This window comes from Pseudomonas sp. PK-RTE-24, assembly GCF_054052265.1.
This window is the reverse complement of sequence record NZ_CM133224.1, coordinates 2663288-2681034: the sequence shown is the minus strand read 5'-3', so window position 1 is coordinate 2681034 and position 17747 is coordinate 2663288. Positions and strand designations below refer to the sequence as shown.

General features: G+C 59.2%; 16 protein-coding genes. 6 read left to right on the top strand and 10 right to left on the bottom strand.

Annotated elements, in window-relative coordinates:
• Nucleotides 1-2: 2 nt before the first annotated feature.
• The 3 genes from ACV8MC_RS12115 to ACV8MC_RS12105 are packed head-to-tail and all read left to right on the top strand — an operon-like array spanning nucleotide 3 to nucleotide 2118.
• Entirely contained in the window at nucleotides 3-188 is a 186-nt protein-coding gene (locus ACV8MC_RS12115; RefSeq protein ID WP_169896454.1) for a hypothetical protein, read from the top strand.
• Nucleotides 189-190: 2 nt separating this feature from the next.
• The gene (gene trbL, locus ACV8MC_RS12110) at nucleotides 191-1795 is read left to right on the top strand and encodes a P-type conjugative transfer protein TrbL (RefSeq protein ID WP_457265378.1); all 1605 of its coding nucleotides are present in this window, start codon (nucleotides 191-193) and stop codon (nucleotides 1793-1795) included.
• Nucleotides 1796-1797: 2 nt separating this feature from the next.
• Nucleotides 1798-2118 carry a hypothetical protein gene (locus ACV8MC_RS12105; RefSeq protein ID WP_457265376.1) on the top strand — a complete coding sequence of 107 codons (321 nt, stop codon included), beginning with the start codon at nucleotides 1798-1800 and terminating at the stop codon, nucleotides 2116-2118.
• A 437-nt stretch (nucleotides 2119-2555) separates the two neighbouring features.
• Here ACV8MC_RS12105 and ACV8MC_RS12100 read toward each other — a convergent pair whose 3' ends face one another.
• From ACV8MC_RS12100 to ACV8MC_RS12065, 8 genes are all read right to left on the bottom strand, one after another.
• The gene (locus ACV8MC_RS12100) at nucleotides 2556-3395 is read right to left on the bottom strand and encodes a hypothetical protein (protein WP_457265375.1); all 840 of its coding nucleotides are present in this window, start codon (nucleotides 3393-3395) and stop codon (nucleotides 2556-2558) included.
• Nucleotides 3382-4260, bottom strand: a complete 879-nt coding sequence (locus ACV8MC_RS12095; protein ID WP_320428398.1) for a helicase RepA family protein — start codon at nucleotides 4258-4260, stop codon at nucleotides 3382-3384. Before ACV8MC_RS12095 ends, ACV8MC_RS12100 begins: the two co-directional genes overlap by 14 nt.
• Before the next feature lie 3 nt (nucleotides 4261-4263).
• A complete protein-coding gene (locus ACV8MC_RS12090; RefSeq protein ID WP_169896450.1) occupies nucleotides 4264-4494 on the bottom strand; it encodes a helix-turn-helix transcriptional regulator in 231 nt (76 codons plus the stop codon).
• 294 nt (nucleotides 4495-4788) lie between these two features.
• Nucleotides 4789-5997, bottom strand: a complete 1209-nt coding sequence (locus tag ACV8MC_RS12085; protein WP_320431277.1) for a tyrosine-type recombinase/integrase — start codon at nucleotides 5995-5997, stop codon at nucleotides 4789-4791.
• A gap of 307 nt (nucleotides 5998-6304) precedes the next feature.
• Nucleotides 6305-7882 (bottom strand): glutamine-hydrolyzing GMP synthase, encoded by a 1578-nt coding sequence (gene guaA / locus ACV8MC_RS12080; protein ID WP_016773344.1) that lies wholly within the window; start codon nucleotides 7880-7882, stop codon nucleotides 6305-6307.
• An 80-nt stretch (nucleotides 7883-7962) separates the two neighbouring features.
• Nucleotides 7963-9432 carry an IMP dehydrogenase gene (gene guaB, locus ACV8MC_RS12075; protein WP_016773343.1) on the bottom strand — a complete coding sequence of 490 codons (1470 nt, stop codon included), beginning with the start codon at nucleotides 9430-9432 and terminating at the stop codon, nucleotides 7963-7965.
• Nucleotides 9433-9537: 105 nt separating this feature from the next.
• Nucleotides 9538-10086 (bottom strand): sugar ABC transporter ATPase, encoded by a 549-nt coding sequence (locus tag ACV8MC_RS12070; RefSeq protein ID WP_041479923.1) that lies wholly within the window; start codon nucleotides 10084-10086, stop codon nucleotides 9538-9540.
• Nucleotides 10087-10249: 163 nt separating this feature from the next.
• Nucleotides 10250-11017, bottom strand: coding sequence for a sulfite exporter TauE/SafE family protein (locus ACV8MC_RS12065; protein WP_056790143.1), 768 nt, complete (start codon nucleotides 11015-11017; stop codon nucleotides 10250-10252).
• A gap of 219 nt (nucleotides 11018-11236) precedes the next feature.
• Between ACV8MC_RS12065 and xseA the strand changes: the two genes are divergently transcribed.
• From xseA to leuA, 3 genes are all read left to right on the top strand, one after another.
• Nucleotides 11237-12616, top strand: coding sequence for an exodeoxyribonuclease VII large subunit (gene xseA / locus ACV8MC_RS12060; protein WP_024014206.1), 1380 nt, complete (start codon nucleotides 11237-11239; stop codon nucleotides 12614-12616).
• 3 nt (nucleotides 12617-12619) lie between these two features.
• Nucleotides 12620-13441 carry a peptidoglycan DD-metalloendopeptidase family protein gene (locus tag ACV8MC_RS12055; protein ID WP_252878848.1) on the top strand — a complete coding sequence of 274 codons (822 nt, stop codon included), beginning with the start codon at nucleotides 12620-12622 and terminating at the stop codon, nucleotides 13439-13441.
• Nucleotides 13442-13904: 463 nt separating this feature from the next.
• Entirely contained in the window at nucleotides 13905-15584 is a 1680-nt protein-coding gene (gene leuA, locus ACV8MC_RS12050; RefSeq protein ID WP_016773339.1) for a 2-isopropylmalate synthase, read from the top strand.
• A 176-nt stretch (nucleotides 15585-15760) separates the two neighbouring features.
• On the opposite strand, the gene ACV8MC_RS12045 is transcribed toward leuA, so the two are convergent.
• Nucleotides 15761-16552 carry an amidohydrolase gene (locus ACV8MC_RS12045; RefSeq protein WP_252878849.1) on the bottom strand — a complete coding sequence of 264 codons (792 nt, stop codon included), beginning with the start codon at nucleotides 16550-16552 and terminating at the stop codon, nucleotides 15761-15763.
• Nucleotides 16540-17688: a pyridoxal phosphate-dependent aminotransferase gene (locus ACV8MC_RS12040; RefSeq protein ID WP_457265370.1), complete on the bottom strand. Its 1149-nt coding sequence runs from the start codon at nucleotides 17686-17688 to the stop codon at nucleotides 16540-16542. Before ACV8MC_RS12040 ends, ACV8MC_RS12045 begins: the two co-directional genes overlap by 13 nt.
• Between the last annotated feature and the right edge of the window lie 59 nt (nucleotides 17689-17747).

The window sequence follows — 17747 nt, the reverse complement described above, 5'->3', positions numbered from 1 at the left end:
CCATGTTTATTTCTAAGATTTTTATTGCTGTGTTGTGCATCGCTTCTGCTCTTAGTGGTGCTTTTGTGTCCGGTGTCGTTGTGTCCGTCAGTGCTGAATGCGTGACTGCTGAACGGCATACGCCGACAGATGCCGATAAAAAATTTGAAACCCGGAAAAACGACTGGGGTCCATCTGAGGATTTCTAACTATGCAACGTTCAGCACTTCTCGCATTCATCGGTGCGGCGCTATTGTTTTCGGTCGGCAATGCTGCGGCAGCAGGAGATATAACTCAGGGCAATGAAATGAATGGCCTTTTGCGGATGCTATATAACGCCGCAAGCGAATGGTCACCACGGCTCCAGGGCTATGCACTAACATTACTGAGCTCCCTTGCACTAATTCAGCTGGTATGGACGTTCATGCCTCTAGTCATAAAACAAGCTGACTTAGGCGAGATTGCCGGTGAGTTAATCCGCTTCTTCATGGCAGTCGGCTTTTTCTACGTCATTATTGAGCATTCCGTTCCGTGGGCGACAGCAGTAGTTAATAGTTTCCGGGAAGCGGCGGGCACGGCTAGCGGTTTGGGTCAAGCTATTCAGCCGGGTGATATGTTCGCAGTGGCTGTCGATTTCTCACGCACTATTGTAGAGGGAATCTCTGTATTCTCTCCGGGTAAAGCGATCCTCATCGCGATTGTTGGCTGTTTAGTTTTATTATGTTTCGCGTTCATCGCGGCATTCATGTTTGTGACGCTAGTAGAGTCGTATGTCATCATCAACGCCTCTGTACTGTTCTTTGGTTTTGGTGGTTCACAGTGGACACGCGACTTTGCTATAGCTCCGCTCCGCTTCGTCATTGCAGTTGGCGCTAAGCTGTTCGTCCTAACGTTGATCGTAGGGATTATCGTCACGTCAGCGAAGTCGTGGTTAGCAGCGTATACCAACGACGAAGCGTCTTTGATGACATTGGCAGGCTTGGCTCTTGTATGCGCTTATCTGACTAAAACTATCCCCGAATTGATCGGCGGGATGATTAGTGGCACGTCTATGGGCGGCGGATCGGCAATCGGTGGTATGGCGGCGGCTGGAGCCGCTGGTGCAGCGGCGGCTATTGCAACCATCTCAACAGCAGGTGCCGCAGCTCCAGCGGCAGCGGCGATTGGCGCGGGCGGGACAAGTGCAGGCGCGGCCGGTACCGCTGGCGGTCTTGCGGGCTCGCTCAACTCCAGCATGGCCGCCGGTGCTACCTCGGCCGGTGGCGCGACGACCTCTGCCGGAGGCATGGCGTCATCCGCAGGCGTTGGCACCAGTACCGGTGGCGGGGCCGCCGCTAAGGGTGCAAGTTCGGCCGGTTCGCGTGTAGGCGGCAGCACTGCTAATTCGGCACAATCACCTTCACCTACGCAGCCCAGCAGCGGCGTGCAGCAGGCCGCCAGACAGGCTGGAAAGGCTGCTCAGGGCAACGACGACAAAGACCCGCAGGCGACACCAAACGGGGGATTTGTCAGCGCCGGTAACGCGCTTTCGCAGTCGACCAATGGCGGAGCAAAGATGCTCGGCGTGATGGCCTCGATGGCAGTGCCAGGTATGGAGAATGCGCACGCCTTGTCTCTAGGTGCAGGATCTCCGCCACCAGTTCCCGACGATACCAACTCGACCACTCAGGCCAATGGGGCAGAATCGGCCACGGAACCCACAGAGGCGGAGTCTAACGTCATCCGTCCAGCCTCGGATGCAAGCCTCGCTACAAGTCGACTAGCCTCGCTCAATGTGCCCGGCACGGCCTCAAACAAAGACCCCTCGGAGAAATAACCATGATGGACATACTGATGTTCGCTGGATTCGTAGTATTCGCATCGACGTTCGCCATCGGCATGTGGGCGCTCGGCCGATGGCTACGTAGCAAGGGCTACGGGCCGCAACTCGATAGGCTGGATCGCCAGTACACGGCCTTGCAGCTTCGAGTAAGCCCGCTCGCCTTATCGGCTTCCTATCGCATGTTTGCCGGGGCACAGGCTATGAATCGCCTACCTTTGCTAGGGAGCAAGAATAACGCTACCCTGAATCAGCAGGCGTTGATGGCCATCCAGGCTGTACAGGAAGCACAGAAGCAAGAGACGCCCGGCAAGCGGTGATTGCTGATCAGACCCGCAAAACCCCGCCTCTGTGCGGGGTTTTGCTTTCCAAACGCAGCCTCTCCTGGTCACGTTGACGTACAGGCTTTGCGGGCTACTCGCGATATTTCATTACGGGGCTAATCCCGACTATGCCGGACAACCAAACGGGCTTCGCCATTAGTAATACGCACGCACTTGTCTCATCTCCGTCCGTGCCCCCTGTAAGGCGATGCGCTGCGCTCTGAACGATTTTTTGGCTATGTGGACCCACAGAAATCACCGCGCCCTTAAAAAGCATTTTTGACGGCTCCTGCGGCCTTCTGGCAAGCCAAAAAGGGTCTGGAGGCTTAGTTCTTCCTTTTTGGTGTCTAACGGCCGTAGGCCGACCGGCGAGGCCGGACCGCGCCTAAAGCGCGGGCTGCGCCGCGCAGGGACTGAATATCCTGAATATCCTGCTAGTTCCGGGCGGGTGTGGCACGCACCGGGCGTGTGTGAAACGTTTCCGGGCGTGTGTGGCACGCCATCGGGCGGGTGTGAAACGCTCCAGGGGTTGAGAGCACCGCCTTCGTAATGCGATCACCATCAAGCATAAGCCCAATCTGCCGTAGGTCTTCAGCATCATCCTTGATCCTCTTTCGCGCATTGCGCATGTTTTGACTTGAGACTTGCCCAGCAACCGCCCCAATAACGGTGTCCAGATACCAACCGCCTGCTGGCACTACTTTGTGGCTCAAAACGTGCCGAGCTACTGCTTGGCTGATGCCGTGCTGGAGTCGGGCTATGGGGGCCGGGTCGTAGTAAAGGCTCAGATCATGTTCAAGGAGCATCATCAGTGCGATTCCGAGCCGCACCCGCCATAGGTTGCGCTCTCCTCCTGACAGAGGATCGGGACGTGTCATAGGTGAAGGGATAACGTGGTCAATCAACCCGCCGATGATGGGAAAATCAAATTGCGGCGTTTCAATTGTGATCGTTGCAGCCCGAAGTTCGGCTAGCAGCTTTTCGAGCTGTGAGAAGCTGTAGCGGCTATCGGAAAGTGTCTTTCTCACTCGCGCAGGATCTACCAGAAGTTCTACGCCACCATCGGAGACAGGCCGCCGACGTTCTGCGCAGTACAGGACCGCTTCCAATACATCCGCGTGTCTCTGCCCTAACCGACCTGCCACGCGGCAGCGCCCAAATGATGTCTCTGCCCAATCACCTTCGCGCAGCCGCGGGCGCTGGCTAGGCTGATAAAGCATCACTCTGGCCTGTGCGATAGTACTGGTGGGGACCACGGAGTTACCACCGCTCATCGTCACCTCCGTTTGCGACTTGCAGCGGGCTCCCTTTCCTCACTTCCGCCAGTTCAACCGGCACAAGCACGCCGCCTTCCTGACGCTGGTACCACTGATCGAGCGGGGTGGCATCGTAGTTCTGTTTGCTAACACCAAAACGGACAAAAAAACTGCGCCTGTCATTGCCAATAGGCTGTCGCTCATAGGTGCGGTCACTTAGTCGCTTTGCTTCGTCCTCGGTCATCTTGGCCACGAAGCCGCACCAACGGGCGTTATCGATAAGAGCTGATGCACCACGCGCTGCCTGCTGCTGATCGGTTTGCCCATCGCGGGCGCTACCCTTGCTGACATGATGAAGGTACAACACCGATGCTCCAGTGTTGGCAGCAACGTGCTCAAGCGTAGCGACAAGCCGCGCCATGTCACCGTTGCTATTCTCGTCACGGTCGTGAATCCTGCTGAGTGTGTCCAGTACGATCAACCGGGCACCGGCGCAAAAATCGGTGATCCGGGCAAGATGCCGATCATCCATTACGTTCAGCCGCTTACCCATTATTGGCTCGAGGGTAAGGTTTATTGCGATGGATTCACGTGCCTGCTGATTCAGGTGCCGACCGATGGCATGAATCCGGCGCACCAGTGCGGCTTCTGGGTCTTCTCCTGCAAAGTAGACGACGCGGCCAGCACATGCTGGGGCAAGCCCTACAAGATCCCCGCCCGCAACGCTGCATGCGATGGCCATTGCAGCTTCCAATGCCCAAAAGCTCTTGCCTGTGGCTCCTGGGGCTACCAACGCTCCTACTGTTCCAGCAAGAAAACCCGGCCAAATGAAGTCTAGAATGGGAGGCTCGTTCTCGAACGCAGCCCGCAAGTCAATCGCCACAATTCAGGCCCCCATTCCTGGTCGGGGAGCCGGGCCACTGCCCTTGCATGCATCAATCCATTCTTCGACCTCGCACAGATCCCACACGACCTTGCGGCTACTGAGCGCAATCCGGCGAGGGAATTTTCCCTGCTTTTCGAAGTTGTAGATCGTGCGTTCGCATAGCGGAATCATTGCCAGCAACTGTTTCTTGCTGATCAGTATTTTGCTCTCTTTTCTCGATTCTTTTTCCACACCGAATACCTCGCTCCGTCATCACTCGAGGTTCGATTATTGCCCCACATTTCCTGTATTTTCCAGCAAATTTCCTGAATTTCCCCATAAAAATCAATATGTTAACTGTCCGACTAACGTCTAGTTTCGGGACAGACGCAGCCACGCAATGTCTTGTTTTATCGGCAGTTTTATTAACGAAATTCGGTAGAAAAAAAGTGTCCCTAAAACGCCTATTTCGGGACGAAAAAAAACCCACCGAAGTGGGTATTTCGCCACAAACACGCGTGCTCTGTTTGGCCAAGAGGCTCAGAATCAATCCGCTACACGAGGTTTTTTAAGCGTCCACTCGTCAATCATGTCCGCCCAATCCTGCAACATCGCACGGCGCTGATCCCGGTACTCGGCTTTGTTGTAGACGGCGCGCACACCTTTCTGCTCGTGCGCGAGGCACTTCTCGATCCAGTCGGAGTTGTAGCCCGCCTCATGCAACAGCGTGCTGGCCGTGCGCCGCAGGTCGTGGGGACCGAACTTGCCTAGTGGCACACCTTCCTTTTGAGCAAGGCGATAGGTGAGCGTCAGTACCTGATTGATCGTGGCCGCACTCATTGGTAAATCGGAGTCGTATCGTGACGGCAGAACGTAGTCTGAACCTCCTGCCAAGGTTTTCAACGCGATGAAGAAATCCAATGCCTGCTGGGACAGAAACACCAAATGAGAGTTACGACGCTTCATCCGCTCTTTGGGAATCGTCCATAGCGCCTCGCTGAAATTGATCTCACTCCACGTCGCGTTGGTCAGTTCGCTCTTGCGTACCATCGTCAGCAAGAGAAGTTTGGCCGCTGCGCGGACCGAAGTAGCGGTACCGATTCTGTCCATGTACTGGTACATCAGCGCGATTTCATCAGGCGTCAACGCACGGTCGCGTGGCTCAAATTTCGCGATGCTGGCAGGCCGTACCAGATCTGCCGGGTTTTCAACCTTCTGACCACGCTCAATGGCCCATCGGAACACCTGCATGACGATCTCACGTGAGTGAACCGCAGTTGCGGGTGCCCCCCGCTCGACTATCGCGTCTGTTAACGTTCGCAGGTCCTCGTGGTTTATTTCTGCCAGCTTCTGGTTGCCAAACTGTGGTTTCAACTCGCGCTCATAGACTGAGCGGCGCATATCTCGTGTCGAGTCCGCCATCTGATAGCCGCGCAGCCATTTTTCAGCCCAATCATCAAAGGTCTCAGCACCCTTCGTGCGCGCCTTCGCACGCGCCTTCTCCTTAGCTGGCGACTTACCTGCGGCGATCATCTTCTTCGCCTCCCCTAGCCGCTCACGTGCCTCTGCCAGGGTGATCCCGCCCAAGCCATAACGACCGAAGGTGACGGTCTCCTGCCGGCCATTGATGGAGTAGTTGTAGCGAAAGGAGATTGAGCCGGCCGGTGTAACCGCCACGTACAAGCCATCTCGGTCAATCACCTTGTAGAGCTTGTCTTGGGGTTTGAGATTTCGAAGCTTGGTATCAGTGAGCATGGCTTCCACTATTTCCATGAAAAAATACCATGCGTAGAGAAGCGCAGAAAAATGGCGCCTAACCCCAGTAAAACCGGGCCTTCCGCACTACTTGATACCATGAAGCGCCTAAGCTAATCGACATGGTATTAAGCGCCACACATGGCATTGAAGACAGTTGATACCCCGTACCATGCCACATAAACACCGTGCTTGGCGATGCAGAACACTACCTGAACTTGCCAGACCTAAAAAGCCAAAAGCCCGCAATTACGCGGGCTCCAGGGTATTTCTTGCTAGATTTTGCCGGGCAGTGCCGGACTTAGGATCATTCCCACTCAATCGTCGCCGGCGGCTTGCTCGACACGTCGTAAGTGACGCGCGAAATGCCTTCGATTTCATTGATGATGCGGCCGCTGACAGTTTCCAGCAGTTCGTAAGGCAGGTGTGCCCAACGCGCGGTCATGAAGTCGATGGTTTCTACGGCACGCAGGGCAACGACCCAGGCGTAACGACGGCCGTCGCCGACCACGCCGACCGATTTGACAGGCTGGAACACTACGAACGCCTGGCTGACCTTGTGATACCAATCGGCCTTGCGCAGTTCTTCGATGAAGATGTGGTCGGCGCGACGCAGCAGGTCGGCGTATTCCTTTTTCACTTCACCGAGGATGCGCACGCCCAGGCCCGGGCCCGGGAACGGGTGACGGTAGACCATGTCGTACGGCAGGCCCAGTTCCAGGCCCAGACGACGCACTTCATCCTTGAACAGTTCGCGCAGTGGCTCGACCAGTTTCAGGTTCATCTCTTCCGGCAGGCCGCCCACGTTGTGGTGCGACTTGATCACGTGGGCCTTGCCGCTTTTCGCGCCAGCCGACTCGATCACGTCCGGGTAGATGGTGCCCTGAGCCAGGTACTTGATGTTGTCCAGCTTGCAGGATTCGGCATCGAACACGTCGATGAAGGTACGGCCGATGATCTTGCGCTTCTTTTCCGGGTCGGCTTCGCCGGCCAGGTTGTTGAGGAACTGCTCCTCAGCGTTGGCGCGGATCACCTTGACGCCCATGTTCTCGGCGAACATGGCCATCACTTGCTCGCCTTCGTGCAGACGCAGCAAGCCGTTGTCGACGAAGACGCAGGTCAGCTGATCGCCGATGGCCTTGTGCAACAGCGCGGCAACCACCGAGGAGTCAACGCCGCCGGACAGACCCAGCAGCACGTTGTCGGTGCCGACCTGGGCGCGGATGTTGGCGATGGCGTCTTCAGCGATCTTCGACGGCGTCCACAGGGCTTCACAGCCGCAGATGTCGAGCACGAAGCGCGACAGGATGCGCCCGCCCTGCTTGGTGTGGGTCACTTCCGGGTGGAACTGCACGCCATAGTAAGCGCGGTCGTCGTTGAACATACCGGCGATCGGGCAGCTCGGGGTGCTGGCGAGGATGTGGAAGTCTTCCGGCATCTTCGTGACTTTGTCACCGTGGCTCATCCACACGTCGAGGCCGAACAGGCCGTCGGCATCGATGTGGTCTTCGATGCCGTCGAGCAGGCGGCTCTTGCCGACCACGTCGACGCGGGCGTAACCGAACTCACGCAGTTCGGAACCTTCAACCTTGCCGCCCAGTTGCTCGGCCATGGTCTGCATGCCGTAGCAGATGCCGAACACCGGAACGCCGAGGTCGAACACCGCCTGCGGGCAGCGCGGGCTGTTGGCTTCGTGCACGGACTCGGGGCCGCCGGCGAGGATGACGCCTTTAGGGGCGAATTCGCGGATCGCATCTTCGTCCATGTCGAACGGGTGCAGTTCGCAGTACACGCCGATCTCGCGCACGCGGCGGGCAATCAGCTGGGTGTATTGCGAACCGAAGTCGAGGATCAGGATGCGGTGAGCGTGAATGTCGAGGGCCATGACTCATTCTCATGTAGTGAATCAGAAACAACTCGGGGCTGAATGAACAGCCCCGGTGATTTAACGTTTTGCTGGAAGCCTCAACCTACGCGGTAGTTCGGCGCTTCCTTGGTGATCTGCACGTCGTGAACGTGGGACTCGGCCATGCCGGCACCGGTGATCCGCACGAACTCGGGCTTGGTACGCATTTCTTCGATGTTGGCGCTGCCGGTGTAACCCATCGAGGAACGCAGACCGCCCATCAACTGGTGAATGATCGCGCTCAGGGTGCCTTTGTACGGCACACGACCTTCGATACCTTCCGGAACCAGTTTCTCGGCACCGGCCGAGGAATCCTGGAAGTAACGGTCGGACGAGCCCTGGGCCTGGGACATGGCGCCCAGCGAACCCATGCCGCGATAAGCCTTGTACGAACGGCCCTGGAACAGTTCGATCTCGCCCGGGGCCTCTTCGGTACCGGCGAACATCGAGCCCATCATCACGCAGGACGCACCGGCCACGATGGCCTTGGACAGGTCACCGGAGAAACGGATACCGCCGTCGGCGATCAACGGTACGCCAGTGCCTTCAAGGGCAGCGGCGACGTTGGCGATGGCACTGATTTGCGGTACGCCGACACCGGCGACGATACGGGTGGTGCAGATCGAGCCAGGGCCGATACCGACCTTGACTGCGTCGGCGCCGGCTTCGGCCAGGGCCTTGGCGGCAGCGCCGGTGGCGATGTTGCCGCCGATCACCTGCACTTCAGGGAAGTTCTCTTTGACCCAGCGTACGCGGTCGATCACGCCTTTGGAGTGACCGTGTGCGGTGTCGACCACCACCACGTCCACGCCGGCATTGACCAGTGCAGTCACGCGATCACCGGTGTCTTTACCGGTGCCGACCGCAGCGCCAACGCGCAGACGACCTTGATCGTCCTTGCTGGCCAGCGGGTAGGCTTTGGCTTTTTCGATGTCGTTGACGGTCATCATGCCTTTGAGGGCGAATTTGTCGTCGACGATCAGCACGCGCTCGATGCGGTGCTTGTGCAGCAGTTCACGGACGTCGTTCTTGTCGGCGCCTTCCTTGACCGTGACCAGACGCTCTTTAGGCGTCATCACTTCGCGGACAGTGGCTTCCAGACGGTTTTCGAAACGTACGTCGCGGGAGGTGACGATGCCGACCAGGTCGCCATCGTGCAGGACCGGAACGCCGGAGATATTGTGCAGACGGGTCAGTTCGAACAGATCACGCACCGTGGCATCGGCCTCGATGGTGATGGGATCCTTGACCACACCGGCTTCGAACTTCTTGACCTTGCGCACTTCGGCAGCTTGCTGCTCGATGGTCATGTTCTTGTGGATAATGCCGATGCCACCTTCCTGAGCCATGGCGATTGCCAGACGGGCTTCAGTAACGGTGTCCATGGCGGCAGAAACCAGAGGAATATTCAGTTCGATGCCACGGGTAAGACGGGTCTTGAGACTGACTTCGTTGGGAAGTACCTCGGAATAACCGGGCACTAGGAGAATGTCGTCGAATGTCAGAGCTTCTTGGCTGATACGCAGCATCGCGGGGGCTCCCGAGCGGGAAAATGGAAGCGCGCCATTATAGTCAGACACCCCCTGCTGTTCAATGTAAAACTCAGCCTAATTGATAGATGGAAAAGCCCGGCCCTACAGCTCCACCTTGACCCAAGAGACAGGTTGATCGAGCCAATCGGCGAACTCGTCGATAAAGCTCTGCTTGAACCCCGCCTCCAGCCAATTGTTGAAAATGAAGCCGAGGTTGGAAAACGCGCATTCCTGCAGAAACAGGAAGCCGTTGATGTCGTCCTCATGTCCGCATTCCGGGCAGGTGAAATTGTCGGTGCGGCCTGGAAACCAGTCTTCAAGACTCTCGAACAGCGCCTCGCCCACTTCGCGGCGACATTCGGCGCAACCGGCCTCTTCGAGAAAGCCTTTGGCCGGGGTGTAGATGCAGCGTTTGGTGACGATCTCCAGGCCATTGACCGGCTCGCCGAACGGCAGCGCTTGCGGGTGCAGCACCACGGCGCGAGCACCATCAGCGATGGCGTGGGCCATACGGTTGCCGGTGCGGCCGCAGGTGGTCAATTGTTCTTCGATGATGTTCTTGCGCACCAGCCAGCGCACGATCGCCCGCGCCCGGGGCTCGTGCACCGGCAGGGTGGAGATTTTCGGGACGATAATGCTTTGCGAGTTCATGGTGGAGCCTGCTGCCAGTATTTAAGATTTCCAATGTGGGAGCGAGCCTGCTCGCGAAAGCGCAGTGTCAGGCTGCATTTTTGTTGCTGACCCACCGCATTCGCGAGCAGGCTCGCTCCCACAAGGAACTGCGGCCGGCAGCTTAATCCCTGAAGAAATCCGGTCAAGTGCTGAAATAGCGCACCATCAACGCGATCCCGCTGGCCAGCACCAGCCAAGTCACCAGCCGCACAAACGCCTCACGGGACAATCTCATGGTCAGCCGCCGCCCGATCCACAAGCCCAGCGCCATGGCCGGCAACAGACACAGCGCCAGCATCAACAAGGGTAGCTCGGCATACACACCGGCGATGACAAACAGACTCAAGCGCACCACGGTGCTGCAACTGATCAACGCACTTTGCGTGGCCCGCGCCGCTTCCTTGGGCAGGCGGCTGTTCAGATAAATCGCGTAAAGAAAGCCGCCACTGCCAAACAACGCGCCGAACAACCCACCCACCGTGCCCATCGGCACCGCCCACGCCGCTGACAACTGCGCGGGCCGCGCTTTGACCCACAGGCTGTAAACCGCATAGGCACTGATAAACAGCCCCATCAACAGCAGCAACAGATCGGATTTCAGATTCAGCAGGAAGATCACCCCCAGCGTGCAGCCGATTGCCATGCACGGCAGCAGCCTGAGCAATTCCGGCTTGGCGACGTCGCGCCGCGAGGGCAGCAGATTGCCGAACGCCGCGACGAAATCCAGCAGCACCAGCAGCGGCACGATTTTCGATAGCGGCATGAACAGAATCAGCATCGGCCCCGCGACCAGCGCAGTGCCGAAACCGGCGATGCCGAAGACGATGTAGGCCAAGGCAATGGCCAACCCGATGACCGCCCAACCGCCAGCGCCCCACGACCACGCCCCCAACAGCTCCATCATGCTCATCGTCCGCATCCTTTATAAGACCGCGCTGACTGTAGCCAGTAGCGGGCAGCACGACCAGATATCAAATTGATCCCATGTGGGAGCGAGCCTGCTCGCGAAGGCGGAGTGTCATTCCCGTTGTTGTCCGCTGACACAATGCTTTCGCGAGCAGGCTCGCTCCCACAGGGTTTTGTGCGGCGTCATGGTGATTGGCGGGCAAATGCCTTTAAACTGCGCCCCATGATTAAAGATCCCTTTGCAAGACTTGGCCTGGACCGTGAAGTCCTGACCGTCAGCCAGCTCAACGGCCGCGCGCGGGTGTTGCTTGAAGACGTGTTCAGCAACATCTGGGTCGAGGGCGAAATCTCCAACCTCGCGCGCCCGGCGTCCGGCCACGTCTACTTCACCCTCAAGGACAGCGGCGCGCAGGTGCGTTGCGCGCTGTTCCGGCAGAACGCCGCCCGCGTGCGCCAGGCGTTGAAGGACGGTCTGGCGGTCAAGGTGCGTGGCAAGGTTTCGCTGTTCGAAGGCCGTGGCGACTATCAGCTGATCCTCGACACCGTTGAGCCGGCCGGTGACGGCGCGCTGCGTCTGGCCTTCGATGCGCTGAAGGAAAAGCTCAGCGCCGAAGGCCTGTTCAGTGCCGAACGCAAAGTGCCGCTGCCCGCGCATCCGCAGCGCATCGGCATCATCAGTTCGCCGACCGGCGCGGTGATTCGCGACATCATCAGCGTGTTCCGCCGCCGTGCGCCGCAGGTGCAACTGACCCTGATTCCGACCGCCGTGCAGGGCCGCGAGGCCACCGCGCAAATCGTCCGCGCGCTGAAAATGGCCGATGCCCGCGGCTTCGACGCGCTGATCCTCGCCCGTGGCGGCGGCTCGCTGGAAGACCTCTGGTGCTTCAACGAGGAAGCGGTGGCGCGCGCGGTCGACGCCTGTGTCACACCGATCGTCAGCGCCGTCGGTCATGAAACCGATGTTTCGATCAGCGATTTTGTCGCCGACGTCCGCGCCCCCACGCCATCTGCGGCTGCCGAATTGCTCGCGCCTGATTCAAGCCATTTGATCCGTCAGGTCGAAAGCCTGCACCGGCGTCTGGTGATGCGCATGCGTGACCGTTTGATGCGTGATCGCCTGCGTCTCGAAGGCATGGCGCGACGGTTGCGCCATCCCGGCGAACGTCTGCGCCAGCAGGCGCAACGTCTGGACGATCTGGACATGCGCATGCGCCGCGCTTTCGAGCGCAGCCTCAATACGCGTCGAGAACGCCTGATCCGTCTGGAAACCCGCCTCGCCGGGCAACATCCGGGGCGCCAACTGGCGATGCTTCGCCAGCGCCTCGACAGCCTCGCCGAACGTCTGCCCCGGGCCATGCGTGATGCTCTGAAACAGCGTCGGCAGCAATTGCACAGTCAGATGCAGACGCTGCACGTGGTCAGCCCGTTGGCGACTCTCGGCCGGGGTTACAGCATTCTGCTCGACGAGCGTGGCCACGCGATCCGCAACGCCGCGCAGACCCACACCGGCCAGCGCCTGAAAGCCAAGCTCGGCGAAGGCGAACTGCAAGTGCGCGTCGAGGACAATCACCTGACGCCCGTCACCCTCTCTTTACTGGACTGATCCATGCCGCTTTTTCTCGCTCCGCTGCTGTTGCTCTGCCTGACCTTCAACGCCCACGCCGACAGTTACATCACTCGGCTGCTGAACAAACCGGTGCCGGGCGGCGTCGCCGTGGTGGATCTGGGCACCGCCGCGCAGGCGCCGAAAGCCACCTATCAAGGCAAACCGGTGCTGGTGGTCAAAGAGCAGAACAATTGGCTGGCGATCGTCGGCGTGCCGCTGACGGTCAAGCCTGGCGCGCAGCAGATCAGCAGTGGCGGGCGTAACCTGCCGTTTACCGTGGGCAGCAAGAAATACCCGGAACAGCACATCACCCTGAAGAACAAACAGCAGGTCAATCCGAACGCCGACAACCTCAAGCGCATTGAAGGCGAACTGGCGGAACAGATCGCGGCTTACCGCAGTTTCAGCCCGAACACGCCGAGCAATCTGCTGCTGGACAAACCGGTCAACGGGCCGCTGTCGAGCAAGTTCGGTGTGCGCCGTTTCTTCAATGGCGAAGAGCGCAATCCTCACGCCGGCCTCGATTTCGCAGTGCCGGCGGGCACGCCAATCAAGACCCCGGCGGCGGGCAAGGTGATTCTGATCGGCAATTACTTCTTCAACGGCAACACGGTGTTCGTTGACCACGGCCAAGGCTTTATCAGCATGTTCTGCCACATGTCGAAGATCGACGTGAAGAACGGCCAGCAACTGGCCCGTGGCGCGGTGGTGGGCAAGGTCGGCGCGACCGGCCGCGCGACCGGGCCGCATATGCACTGGAACGTCAGCCTGAATGACGCGCGGGTGGATCCGGCGATTTTCATTGGTGCCTTCCAACCTTGAATATGTGTTGAGGCGACCGGCCTTTTCGCGAGCAGGCTCGCTCCCACACTGGATCTTGTTCACAACAAAGATCCCCTGTGGGAGCGAGTCTGCTCGCGAAGGCGCCCTATAACACACTGCCATACTCAATGAATCTCCAAAAACTCAATTGCGCCCCAATCTAGCCTTACGCAAACATCAACAACTTCCACCGCCTTAAGCGCAATAAATTCCTGCAAAATCCCGCATTCCGGATATTCCTCTCAATTTTTTTCGACTGCTTGCCATCCTTTCCCCTCGCGGTTAGGGTTGAAGCCATGAAAACCTCTCACACCCTCATTCAGCTTCGCCAGCACCGCAGCCTGTGCCTCGTCAGCGCACGACTGCCAGGCTGAATCGCTGCGCCTCGTCCCACGCTTTTCCAAGAACATTCGTTCAACCGGCAGGCCGCCTCTTTTCGGCCCAGACAACAAGGAATTTCCCGATGAGCATGCTCAAAGACCCGTCTTCGAAATACCGCGCGTTTCCCGTCATCAACCTGCCGGATCGTACCTGGCCGTCGAAGACCATCGACGCCGCGCCGATCTGGTGCAGCTCCGACCTGCGTGACGGCAACCAGTCGCTGATCGAACCAATGGACGCGGCGAAGAAGCTGCGCTTCTGGAAAACCCTGGTGCAGGTCGGCGTGAAGGAGATCGAAGCGTCGTTCCCGGCCGCGTCGCAAACCGACTTCGACTTCGTGCGTACGCTGATCGAAGAAGGCCACATCCCGGACGACACCACCATTCAGGTACTGACCCAGGGCCGTGAAGACCTGATCGAGCGCACCTTCGAATCCCTGCGCGGGGCGAAGAAAGCCATCGTTCACCTGTACAACGCCACCTCGCCTTCTTTCCGTCGCATCGTCTTCAACCAGGACAAGGACGGTATCAAGGCCATCGCCGTCAACGCTGCCAAGCTGTTCGTCAAATATGCGGCCATGCAGCCGGAGACCGAGTGGACCTTCGAATACTCGCCGGAAACCTTCAGCGCTACCGAGCTGGAATTCGCCAAGGAAGTCTGCGACGCCGTGATCGAGGTGTGGAACCCGACGCCTGAGCACAAGATGATTCTCAACCTGCCGGCCACGGTTGAATGCGCGACGCCGAACGTCTACGCCGACCAGATCGAATGGTTTGGTCGCAACATTAACCGTCGTGACAGCGTGATCATCAGCCTGCACACCCACAACGACCGGGGCACCGGCGTCGCGGCCACCGAGCTGGGCCTGATGGCCGGCGCCGATCGCGTCGAAGGCTGCCTGTTCGGCAACGGCGAGCGCACCGGCAACGTCGACCTCGTCACCGTCGCGCTGAACATGTACACCCAGGGCGTCGACCCTGAGCTGGACTTCTCCGACATCGACGGCGTGCGCAAGGTCGTCGAAGAGTGCAACCAGATCCAGGTCCACCCGCGTCATCCGTACGTTGGCGACCTGGTGCACACCGCTTTCTCCGGCTCGCACCAGGACGCAATCCGCAAGGGCTTCGCCCAGCAGAAACCGGACACCCTGTGGGAGGTGCCGTACCTGCCGATCGACCCGGCCGACATCGGTCGCAGCTACGAGGCGGTGATCCGCGTCAACAGCCAGTCGGGCAAGGGCGGCATCGCTTACCTGCTGGAGCAGGAATACGGCATCAGCCTGCCACGGCGCATGCAGATCGAATTCAGCCAAGTGGTGCAGCGTGAGACTGATCGCCTGGGCCTGGAGATGACGGCCAAGCAGATTCACTCGCTGTTGATCAGCGAATACCTGCAGGCCAACACTCCGTATGCGCTCGTCAGCCATCGTCTGCAGGAAGAAAACGGCAACAGCGCCGTCGAAGTGGAAGTGGCCAGCAAAGGTCAGGGCGAAACCAACCTGCACTGGCGCGGCAAGGGCAACGGCGCGCTGGAAGCGCTGGTCGCCGGCCTGCCGATTCCGGTGGAAATCATGGACTACAACGAACACGCGATCGGCGCAGGCACCAATGCCAAAGCGGCGGCCTATATCGAATTGCGGGTGAACGGTGAACGTGCAGTGCACGGCGTGGGTATCGATGAAAACATCACCACGGCGAGTTTCAAGGCATTGTTCAGCGCGCTGAACCGCTCGCTGAGCCAGCCAGAGGCGAAAGCGGCGTAATCGACCGCTGAAATGCGAAAGGCCCCGGAGTGCAAACTCCGGGGCCTTTCTTTGCCTACAGGTTTCTGGCTGACTTTTATGGCCCCTTCGCGAGCAGGCTCGCTCCCACATTTGGAATGCATTTCCCGGTGGGAGCGAACCTGCTCGCGAAGGCGTCCTGACAGGCGCTGGGAGTATCAGGTGAACTCGAAAGTGTCGGCATCCAGGTTCGCCGGAAAGCGCTCGCGATACGCCGCCAACGGCGCCGCTTCCAGAATCACCTTGAACACGCCATCCGCCTCCCCCGCCGCCAGCAACGTCTCGCCCTGGAAATCCAGCACCTGACTGTCGCCGGTATACGCGAAGCCTTTGCCATCGCTGCCCACCCGATTTACCGCTGCCACGTAGCAGAGATTTTCAATCGCTCGTGCCGGCAGCAGGCGGTTCCAGTGCAGACGCCGTGCGCCCGGCCAGTTGGCGGTGTACAGCAGCAGATCGGTGTCCTGCGCGTCGCGGCTCCACACCGGGAAACGCAGGTCGTAGCAGATCAGCGGACGAATCCGCCAGCCCTTGAGCTCGAACTGCACCTGACGCTCGCCCGGCGTGTAATGGTTGTGCTCGCCGGCCATACGAAACAGGTGACGCTTGTCGTAATGCAGCACTTCGCCGTCCGGCCGCGCCCAGAGCAAGCGGTTGCGATGGCTGCCGTCAGCCGCCTGAATGATCACGCTGCCAGTGATGACCGCATCGAACTTCGCTGCCTGCGTCCGCAGCCATTTGCTGGTCGGGCCGTTTTCCGCCTCGGCGAGGGTTTCCGATTCCATGGAAAACCCGGTGGTGAACATCTCCGGGAGGATGATCAGATCGGCGCCACGGGCCTGCTCCAGCAACAGCTCGAAATGCTCGAGGTTGGCCCGGCGATCATGCCAGGCCAGGCTCGTCTGGATCAGCGCCAGGGTCAGGTCTGGCAATGCACTCAGATCACGCATAGTTTTGCCGCCGCTTCACGCAGCGTCTCCTCGCGTTTGGCAAAGCACAGGCGTATCAGGCGCTGGCCTTGCGGTGGATTCTGGTAGAACACCGACACCGGAATGCTCGCGACACCGTGCTCGCGAGTCATCCACATGGCCATCTCAACATCGTTCAGATCAGGACGGATCTGCGAATAATCGACCAACTGGAAATAGGTGCCGGTGACTCGGGTAAAGCTGAAGCGCGACGGCGCAAGCAGATCGCAGAACAGATCGCGCTTGGCCTGATAGAAACCCGGCAGCTCTTCAACGTGTTCCGGGTGCTCGGCCATGTAATCGGCCAGCGCGTATTGCAGCGGCGTGACGCCACAGAAACTGACGTACTGATGCACCTTGCGCAGCTCGGCCGTCAGCGCTGGCGGGGCGACGACATAGCCGGTTTTCCAGCCGGTGACGTGGTACGTCTTGCCGAACGAACTGACCACGAACGCGCGCTGATACAGCTCTTCATGGGCCAGCACGCTGACATGCGGCACGCCGTCGAAGACCAGGTGTTCGTAGACTTCGTCGCTGATCAGATAGATGTCGCGATCACGGATCAACGCCGCCAGTTGATCGAGCTCGGCGCGGCTGATCAATGCGCCGCTCGGGTTGTGCGGGGTGTTGATGACGATCATTTTCGTCCGCGGACTGAGGGCCGCTGCGAGTTGATCGAAATTGATGGAGAAATCGTCCGGATTCAGTTGCACATGTACGCTACGACCACCCGCCAATTCCGTCGCCGGTGCGTAGCTGTCGTAGCACGGATCGAAGACGATGACTTCATCGCCGCTGTGAATCACTGCCTGAATCGCGCAGAAGATTGCCTGAGTCGCACCGGGCGTTACCGTCACTTCATGATCGGCATCGACTGTCACGCCATAGCTGCGCGCGATCTTGGCCGCGATCTGCTGACGCAACGCCGGCAAACCGGTCATCGGCGAATACTGGTTATGGCCACTGGCGATATGCCGCCCGACCGCATCACGCAACGACTGCGGGCCGTCGAAATCCGGGAAACCCTGGGACAGGTTGATCGCGCCGGTCTGCGCCGCGAGCTGAGACATCTGCGTGAAAATAGTGATGCCGACATTCGGCAGCTTGCTGGTGATCATCGGGGGTTCTCTGCTCAACACCCGGCTCTGACGACGGCGCGGGAGAGCCCGAGGATAGC